A 22,562-nucleotide genomic window follows, 5' to 3' on the forward strand; every position below is an offset into this window, starting at 1 on the left:
AATTACCCTGTAAAAAGTAAGAGGCTAAACAATTGTTAATTGATAGGAGAGACAAGATCTAAAGCTTTGCTTGGTTCTTCTACGGGCATTTGACAGCTACCGTGATTACAAACGTAGATTAGCGTTTTGTTCATTACATACCTATTCATTAATAGAGGTAAGTTGCTAGTTTTAGTATTTGATGCAGCAAATATAGCGTTTGGCATATAGTTCTTCATGAGGCTTGCGCATATGAGTTCAAAGTTTTCACCGATAACGACCAATTCATAGAAATTCTCACTAATTAGCTGTGCCAAATGAAGCCAATTGGCATGATTTTGTGGATTTTCAGTGATAGCAATTTTCATGCTTTTCATGATTTGATGTAAACGACCATCAAAATTATCTTCAGGAAAATATTTAGAGAGTTTATGTAAATTATGAGCCATCATAGAGTTGGAAGACGGAATTACGTTATCTGATACTTCTAAGGTCTTCCTAATAAGATTGTCGTTATTATTAGATGTGAAAAAGAATAAACCAGTTTCAGAATCTGAGAAATTTTCAATGACATATTTTGTTAATTCAAAACTATGATTAAGCCATTTCTCATCAAATGAAACTTCATACAGTCCAATGAATGCATCTATTATAGAAGCGTAATCTTCTAGGAAACCATGAATAGTACTTTTTCCATTTTTGAAGTTACGGTATAAACCACCATCTTCTGTGGTCATATGTTCTAAAATAAAACTAGCATTGTTAATAGCAAGGTTCAAATATTTTTCATGTTCTAAATATCTGTAGGCATCTGTGAGTCCTTTCAATGTCAAGCCATTCCAAGAAGTTAGGATTTTATCATCTAATCTTGGTTTATTTCTCTTGGCCCTCTCCACTTTCAATAAAGACAGGCATTTAGATATGATTTGTTGCAACTCTACTTTTGTAATAGAATGATTCATTGCAATAGCCAATGCTTCTGAATCTCTAATAAGTACGTAGTTTTCATCTTCCCAATATCCATAAGAATTAATGCTGAAGTATTCACTGAAAATAGGGTAATCGTCTTTTAAAAGTTTTTTGAGTTGTTCTTCCTGCCAAACATAAAATGCACCCTCTACTAATTTGTTATCACTAGTCAAGCTATCAGCATCTAAAGAAGAGTAAAACCCATTGCTTTTGTCTAACAGTTCTTCTTCTAGAAAAGTGATACTCTTTTCAACGACATTTTTATAGAGCTCGTTATTGGTCTTAGCATATGCATTTGCGTAAAGACTAATCAATAAACCATTGTCATATAACATTTTTTCGAAATGGGGAACATGCCATTTCGTGTCTACTGAATATCTAGAGAACCCACCACCCACATGGTCAAATATGCCGCCCCAGGCCATTCTTGTTAAAGTGGTGTTTACATATTCATCTACTGCATTATCCTGTTTTGCATGAGAATAGTATTGTAAAAAATTAAGGTTGGTAGGCATCATAAATTTAGGTGCCCGTTTGTACCCTCCTAAGAAAGTGTCAAAGTATTTTGACCAATCTGCAACCATTACGTCAATTTCCGAATCTTGAATTAAACCTTGGTTTTCACCTGTTGTTACGGCATTTATCTCTTTAAGTCCGGTTGCCATGTTTTCGGCATATCCAATAATTTTATTAGGGTCATCAACATAGAGCTGTTGAAGTTGATTCAATACTTGTATCCATTCTTGTTTTTTAACGAAGGTTGCGCCCCAGAAAGGTCTACCGTCTGGCAAGGCAAGAATATTTAAAGGCCAGCCTCCACTACCGGTCATCATTTGTAGGGCATCCATATAAATGTGGTCAATATCCGGTCTTTCTTCCCTGTCCACTTTAATGTTAATAAAGTGAGCGTTCATTGTTTCGGCTACTTCTTCATCTTCAAAACACTCATGTTCCATAACATGGCACCAGTGGCAAGCTGCGTAACCGATACTAATAAGAATTAGCTTATTTTCTTTTTTAGCCTTTAGCAAAGCTTCATCGTTCCAAGCTTCCCAATTAACCGGGTTATGTGCGTGCTGTAGTAAATACGGACTACTTTCTTTAATTAGATTGTTTGTATGCTTTTGTGGGGTTGGCATGATATGTATTTTATTTTTAAAGCAAAAAAAAGCGCCTTTTGGCGCTTTTAATGCTGTTGAATGATTGTTATTTCACTTCGAAAGTGATTTTCACGTTCACTCTATAATTTTTGATTTTACCGTCTTCAACAGTAGCACTTTGCTCGTTGATGTAAACCGACTTAATATTCTTTACTGATTTTGATGCTTCAGAAACTGCTTTTTTCGCTGCGTCTTCCCATCCGTTATCAGAATTTGCTAATATTTCAATTACTTTTAAAACTGCCATAATTATTGTTTTTAGATTTTCTACAAGTTACAAAAACTAATAGCAATGTTTAATTCGATTCATTTAATAATTAACCGTTTAGCGCAACCACTTCATTCACCTTATCGCCCATCATATTCTTTAACATGGTTTCAATACCATTTTTAAGGGTAAAGGTTGAAGAAGGACATCCGCTGCAAGCACCTTGTAAAATTACATTTACAGTTTTGCTGTCAATATCATATGATTTAAACATAATGTTACCACCGTCACTAGCAACAGCAGGTTTTACATACTCTTCTAAAATATCAACGATCTCTTGAGATGTTTCGTCAAGTTCTATAGTGTTTTCAGCAGATATTGTTTCTGATACCTGTGCTTCTTCATCAATTGCTTTTGCATTATCCGCAACAATCTCTTTGCCGTCAGCAATGAAATTTCTAATTACTTCACGTAATTCTATAGTAATGTCATCCCATTCTGCAACTTCAAATTTAGATACAGAGACGTAATTCTCGTCAATGAAAACTTGTTTAACAAACGGGAACTGAAATAGCTCCATAGCCAATTTAGAATCTCTAGCTTCATCAATATTTTTGAATTCGAATGCAGAAGCCACTATTTTTTTGCTTGCTACAAATTTCATAGTAGAAGGGTTAGGTGTAACCTCGGCATAAACTGTTACCGGAACTGGTTTATCCATATCTTCTTCTATCACAATAGGCTCTCCGGCATTTAAATACTCAACCAACTGCTGGGCAACTTCATCCTTTACATCTTCCCATTGAACAATGTCATAACGTTCCAAACCAATGAAATCACCAGAAATATATACAGTTTTAATAAATGGCAAATGAAATAATTGCTGTGCTAGAGGAGAGTTTTTAGCATCGTCAATATTCTTGAATTCGTAATTTTTTCGTTGGACTAAAATATGATTAGTCTCGAACTTTAATATATTTGGGTTATTGGTCTTAACTACCGTAATCGAATACTCTTTCATTTCTCAAAAATTTTAAGCAAAAATACAAAGGAATTCTTAGTTTGTACCTACATAATAATGTTCAGGTTAACCCGTTATTAACTTTATATTAGTGAAACTAAACTTTAGTTTTAAAGCCCCAATATGAAATACCACGTACTGCTATTGTTTACCGTGCTTATGATTGGATTGAAATCTAACGCGCAAGAAGGTATACCTGTATATTTTGATTATTTATCTGACAACTATTATTTAGTATTTCCTTCAATGGCCGGTATTGGTGAGGGAGGCAAGATTAGAGCTACCGCTAGAAAGCAATGGTTTGATGTTGATGATGCACCAAGTTTACAGACAATAAATGCACATTTTCGATTGGGAGATTCTCCTAGTGGTATTGGAGCAATCATATTTAATGATGCTAACGGTTACCATTCTCAAACAGGATTGAAACTAACATATGCTCACCATTTAAGAATGGGGGGAGATGATGTAAGACAGTTGAATCAATTATCTTTTGGTTTAAGCGCAACCATATTGCAAAGTAGTTTAGATGAGACCGAGTTTAGGTCAGCTACGCCAGACCCCGCAGTTTCTGGAATAAAATTAAGTTCTTCTTACTCCAATATTGATATAGGTGTCTCATATAATTATGAAGAGTTTTATACTCATTTTGCAGTAACCAATGCATTGACAGGAAGTAAAAGAAACTTGTATTACAGAGATAGAAATGACGACCCAGAGGAATTGGTTATTGATAATATTAGAAGATTTTTAGTATCCGCAGGTTATGTTTTTGGTAGAAGTGAATGGCAATTTGAGCCTTCTATACTTTTTCAACTGACTGAATTTACAAAGGAAAAAAGTATGGATATCAATGCTAAGGTATACAAGGATGTAGATTTTGGGCGTATTTGGGGCGGACTATCATATAGAAGAAGTTTTGATGGAGCACAGTTTCAAGACGGCACTTCTTTTGGAGAACAACGCTTACAGTTGGTAACCCCAATAGTTGGAGCTAACTTCAAAAACTTTATGGTTTCATATAACTATTCATACCAAATGAACGATTACCGTTTTGATAACGGAGGTTTTCATCAAATTACTTTAGGGTATGATTTTGGACAAACAGAACGTAAGTACGATTGTTACTGTCCTGCAGCAAATTAAAAAGGCCTGCTCGTAATTGAGCAGACCTGAAATTCTATTATTCCCAACTGTAGTTTTTTGTTTTGGCTTGTTTTTTTATTGCTTTAATCATAGCATTTTCAAGCTCTCCTGAATTTTCATCTTTTTGATGTTCAGAAATATAAGCTAATCTTTTTGTGTTGTATTCTTGTATCTCTTTTTGAATTTCCTCTCTTTCATTCTTTTTTGATTCGACGTAGGTTCTTATTTCTTTCTCATTTTTACCTTGTAGTTCTTCTGGTAATTCATCATTTTCTACTGAGCTTATTTCAAATTCGGCATCATCGTAAGCATCGACCAAATCCCACTTTTTATTATTATAAAGTCTTGAACTTTTGCTGACCGCTCTTTTCACAGCAACTGCTTCTTCCATCTCTAATGCATTACTGTCTTGAACTTCTTGTGCGATAATTTTTGATTTACCCATCGACCCATAAGAAATGTACGTGGTATTTAATTTTGAATTTAGTTTTATGATGATATCGTCATAAGGAGTGGTAATATGTACAACTTCTTTGTTGTGGTTAATAGCCATATATTCTCCACCTGTTAATGAAGCACCATTTTTCCAATCGGTATTTATTCCTAAATCATAATTTCCACAGAAGATGGTATTTACTACTACATCTTTTTCATTGGCATTAGCTAATGCAGTTCTGTAGTTGTATCTACCTTGCGTAAAGGGTTCGTTACCGGCAATGAAAATCATTCGCAGTAAATCTGGGTTCTTATTCCATGGTAATTGGTGTAAAGAGGTCTGTAATACCTTTCCGCAATACTCTTCGCCGCCATTGGTAGTCAAAGAAAATAACTTTTCTGAAATTTCGTCTAAATCACTGCTAAATCCTAATACTTGCTGAATATACCCTTCGTTTGCAGAAAGGTTGTCATTACCATATTGGTATAGTGCAATTTGTAAATTTGGTCTGCTGTCATTATCGCATTTTGCATAACTGAACTCATTTACAATATCCCAAAGCTGAGATTTTGCTTGGTTTATTAGTCCGTCCATACTATTGCTAGTATCTAATAACAAAGCTATCTGAACGGTATTCGTTTCTTTAGGTTCAATAGTTTCAGAAGCTTGAGCAATTAATTCAATGGGCTTTTTCTTATCAGTAGTATTACATGCAAATACTGTAGTTAAAGTAAGAAGTGCTATGCCGAATGATCCAAGTTGTTTAATTGTTTTCATCATTTTTTGTTTTAAATTCAATGCTAAACTAAAATCAAAGTATTTCTCTGAATAACGATAATGAGCGAACTGTCCGTTTCACTTAGTAAAGTGTTGTGCTTAGTTTGTTAACCATTGAAATGATTCCTTAATATTAGGTGTTTTGAGTATTTCGTATTTTTAAGTGCCACAATAATCAGCTAAGTTTACCGTAGTAATAGCAGATGAAAAATTATAGTATATATATCGTAATATATTTTCTTTTGGGATGGAGTACGCTTTATTCCCAGGGGCAAAATGATGCATTACGATTTACTTTAGAGGGTAGGGTAGAAGTTAGAAATACTGGAAAACCAATATCTGGTGTTTCCGTTTATAATAATTTGGGAGACTTTGTAATTACTAATGCATTAGGAGAATTTAAAATTAGAACTAGAATTGGTGATCAGTTAGTCATAGAGCATGATGATATTGAAACTTTACGGTACGATGTACAGAAGAATGATGATGTTTTAATCTTAGTAGAGGATTTTGAATCTTCACCAATTAGTAGTCGTTCAAAATCATTACCAGATATATCTGTCAAGCATCAGCAGTTATTAGATTCAGCGGAAGAGTATAAAGCCCAGGATATTGAAAGAAGTATAGATTTGGTTGCGCAATCTATATCAATTTTAGGTAAGCGAGGACGAAAGAAAGAACTGGCAAGGTCGCTTTCTAAACTTGGCGAGATCTATCAATATCATAAGCAATTGGATTTAGCTATTGATAATTATGAAGATGCTTTAGAAAATAATAAGACGATTTCAACTTCTTTGCTTTTGGCTAGGGCGTATAACTTAACCAACAGATTTGATGAAAGCTTAGAGCTATTGAATCCGCTATTGGAGATTAAGTCCATGCCATCGCGCCAAAGTGTACAGCTATATGAACTGTTAGGTGATGCAAAAAAAGGAAATGGTAGAACTCAAGAAGCTCTGGACTTGTATAATAGAGGGTTGTTAATTGCCGATAAAAATCAGATTACATCAAAGATGATCGATTTAAATTCTAAAATAGCAGATACATACTCCTTGGGAAACCAAAACATGGAGGCTGAGGCTTATTATGATAGTTCATTGGAATTAGCAACTCAATCAGCACCAAAAAGAGCATTACAAGAAAAAGAAAAGGTAGCAGATTTCTACAATACAAAAAGTAGGTTCAATGAAGAGATAAATATGCGTAAAAGTAGTCTTCAAGAATTAAAGAAATTGAATTCGCCCAACGCAGGTGTTAAGAAATTAGAATTAGGTGATACCATAACATCACAGCGTATAAACTATAAAATTGCAAACGCATATATCTCTCAAGACAGGTACAATGAGGCTATACCTTTTTTAGAGAAAAGTATTGTTGAGGCAGATTCAGATGATGATTTATTGGTTCAAAAAGATGCTACGCGAAAGTTGTCTGAAGTGTACAAAGTAAAAGGCGATTTCACCAAGGCATTAGACACCTACCAAAGTTATGTGGCTTTAGTAGATTCGCTATATGTTCGTAAAGAACAAGAAATTTCTAGAGCAACCAGATTTAATCGTGAAATTGCAAATGCGGAAAACCGACTTACAGGTTTAGAGCAAGAAAGAGAATTATCGCAAAGCAAGTATGATTTAGCACTTACGGAGCAGGAGTTGGTGAAAGAGAGTAATAAGCGGCAGCAATTGGTGATTTATTCCCTCATATTCGGGCTCCTATTAACCTTACTGGCAGCTTTTTTCTTTTACCGTAGCAATCAACAACAAAAACTGGCAAATAATTTATTGGCGTTGAAATCGTTGAGGTCGCAGATGAATCCGCACTTTATTTTCAATGCGTTGAATTCGGTAAATAATTTCATTTCTAAAAGTGATGAACGTAGCGCTAATAGATACCTAAGCGATTTTTCAAAGTTGATGCGCTCTGTTCTTGAAAATTCTGAAGAAGATTTTATTCCCTTAGAAAAAGAATTGCAACAGCTAGAACTTTATATAAAACTAGAACATTCTAGATTCGAAGATAAGTTTGATTATCAAATAACTATTGATGAGAATGTACAGGTTTCTAAATTTCAAATACCGCCAATGTTATTGCAACCATATATAGAAAATGCTATTTGGCACGGGTTACGATATAGGGATGAAAAGGGGGAGCTGTTGGTCACTATAAAAGAGAATACTGCAGATTCAATTATTATTTCTATTACGGATAATGGTATTGGAAGAAAGAAATCTGCCGAGATTAAAACCCAAAATCAACGAAAACAAAAGTCTAAAGGAATGGGCATCATTAAAAAACGTGTAGCTATTTTAAACGATATGTATACGGATAAAGTAGATATCAAAATTTCAGATTTACAGTCAGATGGTTCAGGAACTAAAGTCCTGTTCATTTTAAAAAGAGAAAAATGAGTTTAAACGCAATTTTAGTAGAAGATGAGGCAAATAGTAGAGAGATATTAAGAAATTATATTGCTAAGTATTGTCCAAGTGTAAATTTGTTAGGTGAGGCTTCATCAATTAAAGAAGCCTTGGTCTTAATTGGTGAAAACGAATTAGATTTAGTGTTTTTAGATGTAGAGATGCCTTTTGGTAATGCGTTCGATTTGCTGGATCAATTACCTAACAGAACCTTTGAAACCGTTTTTGTTACAGCTTATGATCATTATGCAAAAGATGCTTTAAACAATCATGCCGCTTATTATTTGACGAAACCTATCAATATAGATGAGTTGGTAAATGCGGTGGAGTATGTAGAAGGTGTTCGTGAGAAAGAAGCTAGTTTAGAGGGAGAGGTGTTAAGTACAAAATCTAACGGAGTTGAAGGGAAGTTGACATTGCCACAGCAAGACGGATTTCAAGTTTTGAATATTGCCGAAATACTATATTGCAAGGCCGATGATAATTATACCGAAATCTACTTGTTAAATAAGAAAATTCTGGTCAGCAAAACATTAAAGTATTTTGAAGATGCTTTAACCGACTATCCGTTTGCACGAGTACATAAATCTTTTTTGGTAAACGTAAATGAGGTAGTTAAGTACAGAAAAGGTAAAGGTGGTAGTGTAGTAATGTCTAACGGGAAAGAAGTGATGGTTTCCGCATCAAAGAAAAAAGATTTTCTATCCTATTTTAATTAAAAGAATTACAATGATAAAAGCAGTTAGAGGTAAAGAACCTGTTATTGGTGATGATTGTTTTATTGCAGAAAACGCAACAATTGTTGGTGAAGTAAGCATGGGTAAGCAATGTAGTGTCTGGTTCAATGCAGTATTACGTGGCGATGTTCATTTTATAAAAATGGGCGATAAGGTAAATGTACAGGACGGAGCCGTAATACATTGTACATATTTAAAATCTCCTACCACAATTGGCAATAATGTTTCTATTGGGCATAATGCTCTTGTGCATGGTTGTACTATACATGATAATGTGTTGGTAGGTATGGGCAGTATTATTATGGATGATTGTGTAGTAGAAAGTAATAGTATTATTGCTGCTGGTGCCGTTCTCACCAAAGGGACACATGTGCCATCTGGGAGTATTTTTGCTGGTATGCCTGCTAAAAAAATTAAGGATATCAGTCCTGAACTAAGTTCTGGGGAAATCAATAGAATTGCATTAGCTTACACTATGTATTCCGGTTGGTTTAAGGAGTAAAGGTTGACTCAAAAAAACCAATTGCTTGTTACAATCTATCTAAAATACGTACTTTTGAGCCACCAAAACTAAAAGTTATGAACGCGTATGTTTTTCCTGGGCAAGGTGCTCAATTTGTTGGAATGGGATTAGATTTATATGAAAAATATCCTATTGCAAAAGAGTTATTTCTTAAGGCAAACGATATATTGGGCTTTGAGATTACTGAGGTAATGTTTAGAGGTACTGCCGAAGGTTTAAAAGAGACCAAGGTTACCCAGCCTGCTATTTTCCTACATTCTGTTATTCTAAGTAAAGTAATGGGTGATGCATTTAAACCAGATATGGTTGCGGGTCATTCATTAGGAGAGTTTTCTGCTCTTGTTGCAAATAACACTCTTAGTTTTGAAGACGGATTAAAATTAGTGTCGCAACGTGCTTTGGCAATGCAGAAGGCCTGTGAACTTAAACCATCGACAATGGCTGCCGTTTTAGGTTTGGAAGACGCTGTGGTAGAAAAAGTATGTGCAGAAATTTCAGGAATTGTGGTTGCTGCAAATTATAACTGTCCTGGTCAATTGGTAATTTCCGGTGAAATATCGGCAGTAGAAGAAGCGTGTGAAAAATTAAAAGAAGCAGGAGCAAGACGTGCTTTGATGCTTCCTGTTGGTGGTGCTTTCCACTCACCATTAATGGAACCTGCTAGAGAGGAATTAGCTGCTGCAATAGCAAATACTACCTTCTCTACGCCTAGTTGTCCTATCTATCAAAATGTACCAACAACTGCAGTGAATAGTGCAGATGAAATCAAAAAGAATCTAATGCTGCAATTGACAGCTCCTGTAAAATGGACTCAGAGTGTACAGCAAATGGTAAAAGATGGTGCTACAATTTTCACCGAAATAGGTCCTGGTAAAGTATTACAAGGGTTAGTAAGAAAAATTGAGCCCTCGGTCAATACGCAAGCTCCAGAGCTAACAGACTAACCATTGTTTCCGCAATATTGCCATTTAACCTATAAATCCTTTTTTCAACTGTTTGTGAGGGGTTTACCTTGATTTTTTTGTAATATTGGGACCCTCATTTTTGGTTATGGATTTAGAACATCCTCCAGTCTTATTGTTGGGAATGATAAAGAATGCTATGAAAATATGTTTATATAATTATTTTTTGACTCCTCATATTAGTAGGAGTCTAAAGAAATTTCTTTTTATTTTTGGATTCCTTTTTTTAGGTGCTTTTTCTCAAAGTGCTTATGCTCAGTCTGTAAATATTACTAAAATCAGAGATGCTGAAGAAGGTGGATTGACAGGTAGATTTAGAATTGACGTATTAGGATTTGGCCCAAATACCATAACTGTAAAATATAATGTGCTGGTTTCTAGCACTGCTACAGAAGGTGATGATTATATTGCTTTGCCTGGTGAAATAGATGTTACCTATACTTTGTTTGGTTCTGGAAGTGAGGTAATAAATTTAATTGCTGTTGATGATGATTTAGTAGAAGGTGATGAGACCGTTACTATTGAATTGATAGAGAATGATGATGAAGTTTATACTGTTGGAGCGAATAGTGAGGTGGATATCAACATTGAGGATAATGATTTTGGTGAAGTAACATTAGGCGTTATACGGGATGAAACTACTGAAGGCGCAACCACTAATGCTACTTATGGTCTGTTTAGAATTTTTATAGATGAGCCTAATAACACCGGAAGTCCTTTAACAGTTGCCTATAATTTAATTGGCGGGACGGCTACAGAAGGTGATGATTATGTTATAGCGAGTACTGCGGTTATTGCAAATGGTGCATCATTTACAAATTTGTTAGTCAACCCGGAAGATGATGATTTGGTTGAAGTTGATGAAACAGTTGTTATGACAATTACTGCAATAGATAGCGATTCATATACAATTGGCACTCCTGACACTGAGACTGTTACGATCATAGATAACGATATTTTTGAAGCTTCTATTGAATCTACAACTGCGACAGCCGGAGAAAGCCCTTTAACTGAAGGTATTTTTACCGTTGATGTAGATAAGATAAATGCGACCGGTGCACCTATTGAAATTGAATATATTGTTAGTGGTACAGCAGATGAGGGAGATGATTTTACAACTCTTTCAGGCTCGGTTACCATTGAAGACGGAGAAAGTACAGGTGCAATTACGCTTACACCAATTAATGATACCGATATTGAGACTAACGAAACGGTAGTATTGACTTTGGTAAATGGTCCTGATTATACGGTTGGCGGTCCAGATAGTGCTACTGTGATAATCGTAAGCGATGATAATAATGTAGCTCAAATTACAGCCTCAGATGGCACGGCTGCAGAAAGTAATGGTGCTGTTTCTTCAGGAGAATTTACGGTTAGCTTAAGTGCTCCAAATAATACAGGAGGTCCAATTATAGTTAATTATGCAATAAGTGGTACTGCTGATAATGAAACGGATTTTGATGAAATAAATGAAAACGCTGTAACTATTTTAGATGGTGAACAAGATGCTGTGATAGAAATTTTACCTGTAAATGATGTAATTCAGGAAGGAACAGAAACCGTTATAATTACATTGGCTGCTGGTACAGGTTATGTATTAGGTTCTGTACCTACACGAACGGCAACCGTTCAAATAAACGATAACGATCAAGCCACATTAACAATTTCAGACGTACCATTAAATGAAGATGATGCAGCTGGTGAAATGGTTTTTAATGTAGAATTGGATTTGGAAGTTGTCGGTGGTACCACGGTAACTTATGCCTTTTCGGATGATACGGCTACAGAGGGTGAAGATTATACAGGAATTAGTGGTTCGCTAATTTTTGATGGTGATGCGGGTGAGATTCAAGAAATTACCGTACCCGTTACTAATGATGCTATTTTAGAAAATACGGAAACATTTACGGTTCAATTAGGTATACCTACTAATAATGTACAGCGTGCTAGCGGTGGCACGGCAACGGGAACAATTCAAGATGATGATAATTGTGTTGCGGCTCCAACATTAGATACTACGGTTTCAAATATCTATTGTGTAGAAGAGGCTGGAGATGATTTTTCTGCCAACTTATTTGATTTTACAAATAGTTCGGCTCCTGCAGGTACGGTTTTGACTTGGAGTAGAGTTTCCAATCCTTTAAATACAAATTCTCACTTGACGGCTGCAGAAGCCCAAGATGTAGATTTACCAGCGTCTTATTATGGTTTTTTCTATGATGAAGCCAATGATTGTGCAAGTGGTACCATAGAAGTGCAAATAGTTAGAAATGTGTTGCCGCAATTAACTGTTATTAATGATAATGAACGTTGTGGTCCTGGTACTTTATTATTAAGTGTTGAACCAACTGATGGCGCTTCTGTTAATTGGTATGATTCTTTGGATGCAGTTACGCCAATTGCAATGGGCGAAACATTTACAACTCCTTCTTTAAACGCTACCGCGACATACTATGTAGAAGCAACCGAAAATGAATGTACAACAGATAGACAACCTGTTATTGCTAGAATAGGTTCTCAAGCTAGCACTGGCACGGCAACAAACGGTTCTATCTGTAATGTGGCTGCGAACGGACTTACAGCGATAGATTTAGATACGAGACTATCTGGTGCAGATCCCGGAGTGTGGATTTTTGTTTCAGGTCCTGAAACCAGTGTTGATATCAGTTCCACTAATGTGGTGGAATTTGAAGGTGCAACTTCTGGTGCTTATGTATTTGGCTATACAACAACAAATTCTACGGCACCATGTGAAAACCCTACCGTAGAAGTAATTATTAATGTGAGTGACTGTGAAACCGATGATGATGAAGACGGTCTTTTAGGTGGTCAAGAAGTAGTTCTTGGTACAGATTCTAATGATGCTGATACTGATGGCGATGGAATAAATGATGGTGATGAAGTTGGTGATGATATAGATAATCCTTTAGATGAAGATGGTGACGGAATTATCGATGCATTAGATTCTAATACTGCAGATGCTGATAATGATGGAGTAAACGATCAACAAGATCCTGCTAATAATAATCCGTGTTTGCCCAATCGTTTTAATGGGAATTGTGATACCGATGGTGACGGAATTTCAGATTTAGACGAACAAACAAATGGTTCTGATCCAGATGATCCTTGTGATCCAGTGGCTACACCTAATTGCGATGATCCTATTGATTTAGAAGTATTGAAGTCTGTTGATAATATGGATGCTTTAATTGGTGATACCATTATTTTCAAAATTTTAATCACCAATTTATCTGACAGAACTGCAAGAGCTATTGTGGTTGGTGATCTTTTAGAATTAGGTTTTGATTTTGTTGCTGCAGATGCTCCTGAAGCTACTGATTATGATGAGGTATCTGGTAACTGGACTATTTCGGAACTTGCAGCGGGGATTTCTTTGGAACTATCTATTACAGTAGTGGTGGCTGAGCAAGGACCTTATACGAACACTGCCGTTCTACTAGAATCTATTCCTTCAGATAATAATCCTGAAAATGATGAAGCTACTGTAGAATTGAGTACAGAGGCTCCAGAAGGGGTTGACCTTAGAATAGAAAAAGAAGCGCGCCCGGATAAAGCATTGGTAGGAGATGAGGTAGAATTCATTATTCGTGTTACCAATATTTCCGAATCTGATGTGGTGACGGATATAATTGTGAATGATTTGATTTTAATTGAAAACGGATTTGAATTTGTTTCTGCGGAGTCAGACTTCAACGGTACCTATGATGAAGCTTCTGGTAATTGGAATATTCCTACTCTAAATAGGGAAGATACCGCTACATTGATAATAAGGGCAAGAGTTCCTGCTGTTGGTACTTATACGAATACGGCAAATATAGTAAGGTCAACTCCAAGAGATGGTAATACTGAAAACAACGAAGCAACTGTAGAAGTTGAAGTGATTCAGAAAAGTCCAGCTAATCCAGGATTCCTTTTTAATCAATTCTCGCCAAACGGTAATAATCAGAATGAAGTTCTTCGTATTAATAGAACTATGACTGATACAGAAACTGGTGTACAGGTAGATGTGAATTTGCAGTACAAAATTAAAATTTACGATCGTTATGGGAATCTGGTTTTTGAAACTGAAAAAGTAAATGATGGTGATGTTTGGGACGGTACTTATGAAGGTAAAGAATCGCCAAAGGGAACTTATTTTTATATCATGAATTATAGTGTTAATAATCAACCTGCAGTTTTGGATAAAGGTTGGATACAGCTTATTAGATAAAATAAATTATGGATTATAACTTTAATAAATCAAGTTATACTATTGCTTTGGTACTATTTTCTCTGTTAGGCTTTAACGCATTTGCACAGAAAGAACCGCAGTACACGCAGTACATGTACAATATCGGTAGTTTTAACCCGGCTTATGTTGGTACAGTAGAGAAACCAGAGTTTTCTGGATTGTACAGAGCCCAATGGATAGATATTCCCGGTGCCCCTAGAACATTTCGTTTTGGTGCCAATCTACCTTTTAAAAATGAAAAAGTAGGTTTGGGTATCAACATCGTAAATGACGAACTAGGGCCTACTACACAGACTTACGCTGATATTTCTTACTCATACCAAATAATGGTCACCGACGAAACGAAATTGTCTTTTGGTATTGATGCCGGTGGTTCGTTCTTAAATGTTGATTTTTCTAAAGGTACTTTTGAGAATCCTGGCGAAAATCTTAGTGATGAAATGATCACTAAGTTTTACCCAACGGTTGGTGCCGGTGCATTCCTTTACTCAGAAGATTGGTATTTAGGTGCTTCGGTTCCTAATTTTTTGACAGAAGGTATTTATAATGATGAGATAGCATCCATAGTAGAAGATAAGATTCAATTTAACTTTATAGGAGGTTACGTTTTTGAACTTTCGGATAATTTGAAATTCAAACCTGCCTTTTTAGTAAATACTATTTCTGGTTCGCCGGTAAATGTGAACTTATCTAGTAATTTCTTGATTTCTGATGTTGTTACTGCAGGTGTTTCTTATCGCTTAGATAATGCATTTAGCGGTTTAGCGGGTTTTCAGATTTCAAACACCTTGTTTGCGGGGTATTCATATGATTATAATACGAACTTACTTGGAGACTTCAATAACGGATCTCATGAAATCATACTTAAATTCTATTTAGGTAGAAAAGGTCCTTCGAAATCTAAAGGTAGTAGTGATAAGAATGCAAAAGGTAAACCTAAACAAGTAGATTCGCCTAGATTCTTTTAAAGTGAACGATAATGAAATTTAAATTAATCATAGTATTGCTAGTTTTTGTACCATTCTTAGGTACGGCTCAAGACAAGAAGTCTAAAGCCGATAACCTTTTTTATGGTTATCAATATGAAAAAGCCATTGCAGCATATAAGAGTGAAATGCAAAAAGATTCATTGACCAATCATCAATTGCTGAACCTTGCAGATTCTTATTTTAGTACAGGTAGTTATGATAGCGCATCTGAGCTTTATTTAAAGGTCAATAAGAATGATACCATTATGTCTGTCAATAGGTTTAATAAAATGTTGCAGAGCCTTTCTAAAAACTCTGAGAGGGATAGGGTAAAAATGTTCTTAAAGTCAAAAGCCGACAAATTATCTCCTGAACTTTTGGAGAATGCGGAGTTTAATTACAGTTTGTTAGAAATTCCTTCAAATACAGATAACAGCGTAATACGTGATTTAGGTGTCAATAGCGCTCAGGGAGATTTTTCACCTGCGTTTTATAAGAACGGAATATTGTTTAGTAGTAGTAGAGGACGAAACAGTAAAAATGTATACGAGCCTACAGGTGAATCTTATTTAGATATCTATTTTGCAAGACTAAGTTCAAATAACAACTTGGTAGATGTGGAAACTTTTAAGGAAATTCCTGCGACGGACTTTCATAAATCTACACCATATTATTCTGAAAAACTAGAAACGTTTTTTTACATCCTTTCCAATGAAGAAGATGGTGAGCTTAGATATGATGAAAATGGTAAAAATGCATTGGCAATAGGCACACTTACAAAAAATAACAGGTTTAGGTTTATCTTAAAAGATTTAAGCACATCATTTTACTATCCTTTCTTTGATGATGCTACAGAGCGTTTATATTTCGCTGCAAATTTTGATGATAGTTATGGTGGTACGGATTTATATTATGTATACACTAATAACGGACAGATAATGTCTGCGCCTATTAATTTAGGACCTAGAATTAACTCACCAGGAAACGAGATTGCTCCGTACGTTTTTGACGGAAGTCTGTATTTTTCTTCGGATATTTTCTATGGGCTTGGTGGAATGGATATATATAAATCTAATATGTTGCCTAATGATGCTTACACCATACCGGTAAACCTTGGTGAAGGAATTAATTCAAAAGCAGATGATTTCGGATTTATTATTCAAAATGTTGAAAACACAGGATTGTCAGGTTTTTTTGCATCAAATAGAACCGGAAGCAAAGGCGGAGACGACCTTTATGGTTTTCAGCTAAAAAATGCACCAGGATTAAAAACATTTGCTTTAGGTGGAAAAGTGGTTAACCTTAGAAATAAGGTTGGTTTAAAAGGAGCTCAAGTGAGACTATTGAATCAACAAGGAGATGTTTTGAAAGAAGTTATTGCAGGTAATGACGGTAGCTTTAGAGTAGAAGTTCCATGGATGTCTCAAGTGACTATACAAGCGATGAGTGATGGGTATTCTATTTTCTCAACTACATACTCTGAAGAAGGGATGGAGGAAATACAAAACACGTCCTATAACATGGGGCTTGCAAGAATGGAAGACTTGGTAACTCAACGAGAAGATAAAACGGTAATAAAACTTAATAAGTTCTATTTCGATAAAGGAAAATCCGTTATTAACGCCCAAGTTGAAACTGAATTGAATAAAGTGGTAGATGCTGTTGTACGTTTTCCGCAGATGAGGTTAAGAATACAATCCTATACAGATACAAGAGGTAGTACGTCGTCTAACAAAAGGTTATCACAGGCAAGAGCTGACGTAATTAAGAATTATCTTTTAAGTAATGGGTTAAATTCAAGTAATATTATTGAAGCAACCGGTTATGGTGAAGAAAATATTGTAAATAATTGTGTTAATGGTGCTTACTGTTTAGATTTTCTTCATAAACAGAATGAACGTACCTTGTTCGTTGTTGAATAAAACGAGTTTTGTTTCTATGCTATTAGATAATAATGATATAGAAATAGTATAGCGCGAAACATGACAAGAATAAAATTCCAGCATAGGTAAGGATTCTCAATTTCTTACCTGGTTGAAATTTAGGTTCTAATTCGGTACTGGTCACATTCTTTAAATTCATGTATCCGATAACAGGTGCAACAACAAAAGAAACAAATGTTGCTAGAGCTACCAGATTACCCATATTGGCACTAAATGCTGCTATCACAACAAAATTGATCAGGGTCAAAATCAATACCCCAACTGCGAAAGCTGCTTTGGTAGTGTACCAATTACTTTTTGGTTTCAATAAAGAAATAATATCTAAACTTACTCTAGCTAAAGCATCATGTGCCGTCATACAAGTGCTGAACATAGTGGCGAATGCAGAAATGGCAATAAATAGATATGCCCATGACCCTATGTGTTGGGTAAACAAGCGTACTACTTGATCGGCAAAATTCACGGCATTATTGCTAAGCTGTATGTTGGTGCCGTATAAGGTGTACCATCCTATAATCATAAAGAAAATAGCTAGTACAGCAGTAATGGTATATCCGATATTAAATTCTTGTAATGATTCTTTTAAGCTAGGCTTGTCTTGAGTTTTCCATTTTTCTATACTCCATAAACTGATCCAGCTAGATGCTTCTACACTAGTAGGCATCCATCCTATTAATCCTATTAAAAATAATATGCCTACTTCATTGAAAATGGGTAGTGGTTTAAAGTCCGGAACATGGCTAACCGGTCCTTTTGCTACAACTAAAATTGTTGTAACCAGTAAAGCAACAAACAGTACGCTAACAACGAATTTTAAGCTAATTTCCAAAAGCTTGTATTTTCCAAAAATTAGTAGTGCGCTTATAATTAAAAATAGACTTAAGGCGACCATTGCTATAGAGCTATGACCAATATCGAACAAATTAATAAAGAGACCTGCTGTAACCGTATACAAAGCTGCTAAGATGGTGAAAGTGGTTACAAAGGTAATTATGGCATAAAACCAGAGATAGCCTTTACCGCGGTTTAAATAGCCTTCTATTAAGGTTTTGTTCGTGACGTTTGTATAACGAACACCAAATTCAAAAAAAGGGTATTTTAAAACGTTTGCTAAAATGATGGGGATAACCATTAGCCAACCATATTGCGCTCCTGCTTTAGTGGATAGTACAAGATGAGATGTGCCTATCGCCATACTGGCGAACAAAAGTCCGGGTCCTAAATTTTTTAGAATTGTTTTAAAATGGAGCATTATAATCCGGTTTGGTTGGTGCTGTTAAATGTAATCTATTTAATGCTACTTATTTTATCTCAATTGTGGTGCCGTAAAATTTAGGCTGTGTATTAAGAATCATGTCTATAAATACTTTTACACGGGCAAGGTATTCTCTTATTTGAACTTTTAGACCTTGGCTTGTAGAAACGTCTTTTGCATTAAACCCTATAGCATTTAATCCTTTTTGTTTGGCAATATATATAGCTCTTTCATTATGGAACTTTTGCGAGATTACGGTAACATTGTCTAAGCCGAATATAAACTTTGCCCTAAACATGGAATCTAGGGTTCTGAAACCTGCATAGTCCAAGAATATAACTTTTTCTGGTATACCTGCTTTTACCAAATCCTTTTTAAAGGTATCTGGTTCGTTATAATAGATGCTGCCATTGTCCCCGCTAACCAATATAAATTTAATCTTACCGGCATTGTAAAGTGCTTTGGTTGCATTTATTCGGTAGGTGTAGTATGGGTTGGGAGAACCGTCTGTTAATCTGTTAGAGGTCCCTAATACAAGACCGACACGATTACTTGGAATTGAGGATATATCTGAATAAGTTTTTTCTTCTGCAGTGCTAGAAATAATACTATTGCAGACAAATATCATTAGAATTAATGCTAATAGTAATAAGCCAGATATTTTTAATATTTTTTTCAGCATGCACTTATAATGAAAACTAAAGTTAATGAATAACTGAAGACTTCGATTTGAAATGTATATAAAATAAAAAACCCCTGAAATCAGATGATTTCAGGGGTTTGTGGTACTCGAGGCGGGACTTGAACCCGCACGCCCCAAAGAGCACAGGATTTTAAGTCCGGCGTGTCTACCAATTCCACCACTCGAGCATACTTAGCATTGAAAAAAATGTTGACCGGCAACATTTTCTGAGCGAAAAACGGGATTCGAACCCGCGACCTCCACCTTGGCAAGGTGATGCTCTACCCCTGAGCTACTTTCGCAAATTTTAAAGAACGTGCATCTCTTAAAAGATGCGGGTGCAAATTTAATACAATTCTGTAAAAACCAAAGTAAAAATGCGCAAAAGAATTAAAAAATTTACGAAGTAGCTTTTTTGTCCTTGGTTAACAGCCTTTTAATCTCATTTAATTTCATCAAAGCTTCTACCGGAGTTAGCGTATCTATGTCTAAATGTGTGATTTCTTCCTTAATTTCTTCCAATAATGGGTCGTCTAGGTTAAAAAAGCTGAGTTGCATTTCGTCAGAATCACTTTTAAGTTTATCACCTACATCTTCACTAACATGTTTATTTTCCAACTTTTTCAAAATCTTGTTTGCCTTTTGAATTACTTGTTGGGGCATACCCGCCATTTTAGCCACATGTATACCAAAACTGTGTTCACTACCACCAGGAACTAATTTTCTTAGGAATAAAACGGTATCTTTTAATTCTTTAATAGCTACATTATAGTTTTTGATGCGATTAAATGTGTTGGTCATTTCATTGAGCTCATGATAATGTGTGGCAAACATGGTTTTTGCTCTTGCCGGGTGTTCGTGAAGATACTCTGAAATTGCCCATGCAATGGAAATACCATCATAGGTACTTGTACCTCTACCGATTTCATCTAAGAGCACCAGACTGCGTTCAGATAGGTTGTTAAGAATAGATGCTGTTTCATTCATTTCTACCATAAAAGTAGATTCTCCCATTGAAATATTATCACTTGCGCCTACACGTGTAAATATTTTATCTACAACACCAATTTTAGCCGTTTCAGCGGGCACAAAACTACCCATTTGCGCTAGTAAAACAATTAATGCGGTTTGTCTTAACAATGCAGATTTACCACTCATATTAGGACCGGTAATCATTATAAATTGTTGATTGGAACGGTCTAACTGTAAGTCGTTGGCAATATATTGCTCACCTAATGGTAATTGTTTTTCTATAACGGGGTGTCTTCCATCTGTTATTTCCAAATCTGTGGAATCGTTTAGAGACGGACAATTGTATGCGTTTTCTTTTGCCAATTGAGCAAAACCGCAAAGGCAATCTAGCTGAGCTATTAAGTATGCGTTATTTTGAACCGGGGCAATGTATTCTTGCATCCATACCACCAGTTGTGAAAATAGTTGTTGCTCCAAGGTTGAGATACGGTCCTCCGCACCTAGAATTTTTGCTTCATATTCTTTAAGCTCATCGGTAATGTAACGCTCGGCATTGACCAAGGTTTGTTTACGGGTCCAGGTTTCTGGAACTTTGTCTTTATGGGTGTTTCTAACTTCTATATAATAGCCAAATACATTATTAGATGCTATTTTTAGGGAGGTAATACCTGTTGCGGCAGTTTCCCTTTCTAACATATTGTTCAGGTAATTTTTACCCGATGTCGCCAAGCCTCTTAATTCGTCTAGCTCTTCTGAAAAACCTTCTGCAATGGTGCTACCTTTTAAAATGTTAACGGGTGCCTCTTCGCTAAGCATCTCTTTTATTTTGGCTCGTAATAAATCGCACGACTGTATTTGGTCTCCCGTTAAGGCCAACGATTCGTTTTTAGAAGAGGTGGCTAATTGCTTAATAGGAATTAAAGCTTCTAAAGAATTTTTTAATTGAACTACTTCTTTCGGGTTGACTTTGCCTGTAGCAACTTTAGAAACCAATCGTTCTAAATCGCCCATTTGTTTAATATGATGTTGAAATTTTTCTAGTATAACTTCTTCATCATATAGAAAGGAAACAATCTGTTGCCTCCTTTTAATTTTTTCTAAATTTTTAAGGGGTAAGGCAAGCCATCTTTTGATCATACGCCCACCCATGGGTGAGATGGTTTTGTCAATAACATCTAAAAGTGTTACTGCATTGACATTGGTGGAATGGTAAAGTTCCAAGTTTTTAATGGTGAATCTATCCATCCATATATAATCATCTTCCGCAATACGTTGCAGTTTAGATATATGCTGCAATTGGCGATGTTGGGTTTCACCTAAGTAATGTAAAACTACCCCAGATGCTATGATGCCACAGGTTAAATGGTCAACACCAAAACCTTTCAGGGTGTTGGTGTTAAAATGTGATGTAAGAGTTTCTAAAGCATAATCTTCTTGAAAGACCCAATCCTCTAGATAAAATAGATGATGATTTTTACCGAAGACCTCTAAGAATTCTTTTTTATGCGCTTTGGATATTAATACTTCATTAGGTGAGAAATTCTGAAGTAATTTATCAATCTGTTCTTCACTACCTTCTGAGGTTAAAAATTCACCTGTAGAAATATCTACGAACGAAATTCCGATTTTCTTTCTTCCAAAGTGAACGGCACAAAGAAAATTATTTGTTTTAGAGTTTAAGATGTCATCGTTCATTGCCACTCCTGGGGTAACCAATTCGGTAACACCTCTTTTGACAATGGTTTTGGTCTGCTTAGGGTCCTCTAACTGATCACAAATAGCAACTCGCTGACCTGCTTTTACCAATTTTGGTAAATAGGTATTTAAAGAATGATGCGGAAAACCAGCTAACTCGGTTCTTTCGCCACCATTATTTCTGTTGGTTAAAATAATACCTAATATGCGTGAAGCCTTTACTGCATCTTCACCAAAAGTTTCATAGAAATCACCTACTCGAAACAGTAATAATGCATCAGGATACTTGGTCTTGATGGTGTTATATTGCTTCATTAAAGGAGTTACCTTTTTTGTCTTGCTTTTATCCGCCACTTTATCTTTATCTCATTAATTTTGCTCCTTCACGAAAGTATAATTTAATCTCTGGAAATTAAATCATTGTTGATATTTCAGGATAAGTTTATAACCTTTTCAAACT

General features: G+C 35.6%; 15 protein-coding genes and 2 tRNA genes. 8 read left to right on the plus strand and 9 right to left on the minus strand.

Annotated features, from left to right (window positions below; translation table 11 throughout):
• Positions 1–35 precede the first annotated feature (35 nt).
• The 3 genes from UH1x_RS11990 to UH1x_RS12000 form a co-directional block, all read right to left on the minus strand.
• Positions 36–2,087: a thioredoxin domain-containing protein gene (locus UH1x_RS11990; protein WP_482621881.1), complete on the minus strand. Its 2,052-nt coding sequence runs from the start codon at positions 2,085–2,087 to the stop codon at positions 36–38.
• 67 nt (positions 2,088–2,154) lie between these two features.
• Entirely contained in the window at positions 2,155–2,355 is a 201-nt protein-coding gene (locus UH1x_RS11995) for a dodecin family protein (protein WP_027064938.1), read from the minus strand.
• A gap of 70 nt (positions 2,356–2,425) precedes the next feature.
• Positions 2,426–3,337: a NifU family protein gene (locus tag UH1x_RS12000; RefSeq protein WP_482621882.1), complete on the minus strand. Its 912-nt coding sequence runs from the start codon at positions 3,335–3,337 to the stop codon at positions 2,426–2,428.
• A 123-nt stretch (positions 3,338–3,460) separates the two neighbouring features.
• On the opposite strand from UH1x_RS12000, the gene UH1x_RS12005 reads away from it, so the two are divergent.
• Positions 3,461–4,483, plus strand: coding sequence for a PorP/SprF family type IX secretion system membrane protein (locus UH1x_RS12005; protein WP_482621883.1), 1,023 nt, complete (start codon positions 3,461–3,463; stop codon positions 4,481–4,483).
• Between the two features lie 37 nt (positions 4,484–4,520).
• Here UH1x_RS12005 and UH1x_RS12010 read toward each other — a convergent pair whose 3' ends face one another.
• A complete protein-coding gene (locus UH1x_RS12010) occupies positions 4,521–5,696 on the minus strand; it encodes a VWA domain-containing protein (protein ID WP_482621884.1) in 1,176 nt (391 codons plus the stop codon).
• 203 nt (positions 5,697–5,899) lie between these two features.
• Between UH1x_RS12010 and UH1x_RS12015 the strand changes: the two genes are divergently transcribed.
• From UH1x_RS12015 to UH1x_RS12045, 7 genes are all read left to right on the plus strand, one after another.
• Positions 5,900–8,104: a tetratricopeptide repeat-containing sensor histidine kinase gene (locus UH1x_RS12015; protein ID WP_482621885.1), complete on the plus strand. Its 2,205-nt coding sequence runs from the start codon at positions 5,900–5,902 to the stop codon at positions 8,102–8,104.
• Positions 8,101–8,832, plus strand: a complete 732-nt coding sequence (locus UH1x_RS12020) for a LytR/AlgR family response regulator transcription factor (protein ID WP_482621886.1) — start codon at positions 8,101–8,103, stop codon at positions 8,830–8,832. The genes UH1x_RS12015 and UH1x_RS12020 overlap by 4 nt, the downstream gene beginning before the upstream one ends.
• 10 nt (positions 8,833–8,842) lie before the next feature.
• On the plus strand, positions 8,843–9,352 hold the full coding sequence (locus UH1x_RS12025) for a gamma carbonic anhydrase family protein (protein ID WP_482621887.1): 510 nt from the start codon (positions 8,843–8,845) through the stop codon (positions 9,350–9,352).
• Positions 9,353–9,429: 77 nt separating this feature from the next.
• Positions 9,430–10,317, plus strand: a complete 888-nt coding sequence (fabD, locus tag UH1x_RS12030) for an ACP S-malonyltransferase (RefSeq protein WP_482621888.1) — start codon at positions 9,430–9,432, stop codon at positions 10,315–10,317.
• A gap of 157 nt (positions 10,318–10,474) precedes the next feature.
• Positions 10,475–14,566 (plus strand): Calx-beta domain-containing protein, encoded by a 4,092-nt coding sequence (locus UH1x_RS12035; protein WP_482621889.1) that lies wholly within the window; start codon positions 10,475–10,477, stop codon positions 14,564–14,566.
• Positions 14,567–14,574: 8 nt separating this feature from the next.
• Positions 14,575–15,555: a PorP/SprF family type IX secretion system membrane protein gene (locus UH1x_RS12040; protein WP_482621890.1), complete on the plus strand. Its 981-nt coding sequence runs from the start codon at positions 14,575–14,577 to the stop codon at positions 15,553–15,555.
• Positions 15,556–15,566: 11 nt separating this feature from the next.
• Entirely contained in the window at positions 15,567–17,477 is a 1,911-nt protein-coding gene (locus UH1x_RS12045) for an OmpA family protein (RefSeq protein ID WP_482621891.1), read from the plus strand.
• Positions 17,478–17,499: 22 nt separating this feature from the next.
• Here the strand turns inward: UH1x_RS12045 and UH1x_RS12050 are convergent, their stop codons facing one another.
• The 5 genes from UH1x_RS12050 to mutS form a co-directional block, all read right to left on the minus strand.
• Positions 17,500–18,750: an NRAMP family divalent metal transporter gene (locus tag UH1x_RS12050; protein WP_482621892.1), complete on the minus strand. Its 1,251-nt coding sequence runs from the start codon at positions 18,748–18,750 to the stop codon at positions 17,500–17,502.
• A 49-nt stretch (positions 18,751–18,799) separates the two neighbouring features.
• Positions 18,800–19,435, minus strand: coding sequence for a SanA/YdcF family protein (locus UH1x_RS12055; RefSeq protein WP_405410552.1), 636 nt, complete (start codon positions 19,433–19,435; stop codon positions 18,800–18,802).
• A 101-nt stretch (positions 19,436–19,536) separates the two neighbouring features.
• Positions 19,537–19,623: transfer RNA gene (locus tag UH1x_RS12060), tRNA-Leu, on the minus strand.
• 42 nt (positions 19,624–19,665) lie between these two features.
• Positions 19,666–19,737 (minus strand) — tRNA-Gly (locus UH1x_RS12065).
• A gap of 97 nt (positions 19,738–19,834) precedes the next feature.
• On the minus strand, positions 19,835–22,417 hold the full coding sequence (gene mutS, locus UH1x_RS12070) for a DNA mismatch repair protein MutS (RefSeq protein WP_482621893.1): 2,583 nt from the start codon (positions 22,415–22,417) through the stop codon (positions 19,835–19,837).
• Positions 22,418–22,562 lie beyond the last annotated feature (145 nt).

The organism is Maribacter sp. UH1, from assembly GCF_056839145.1.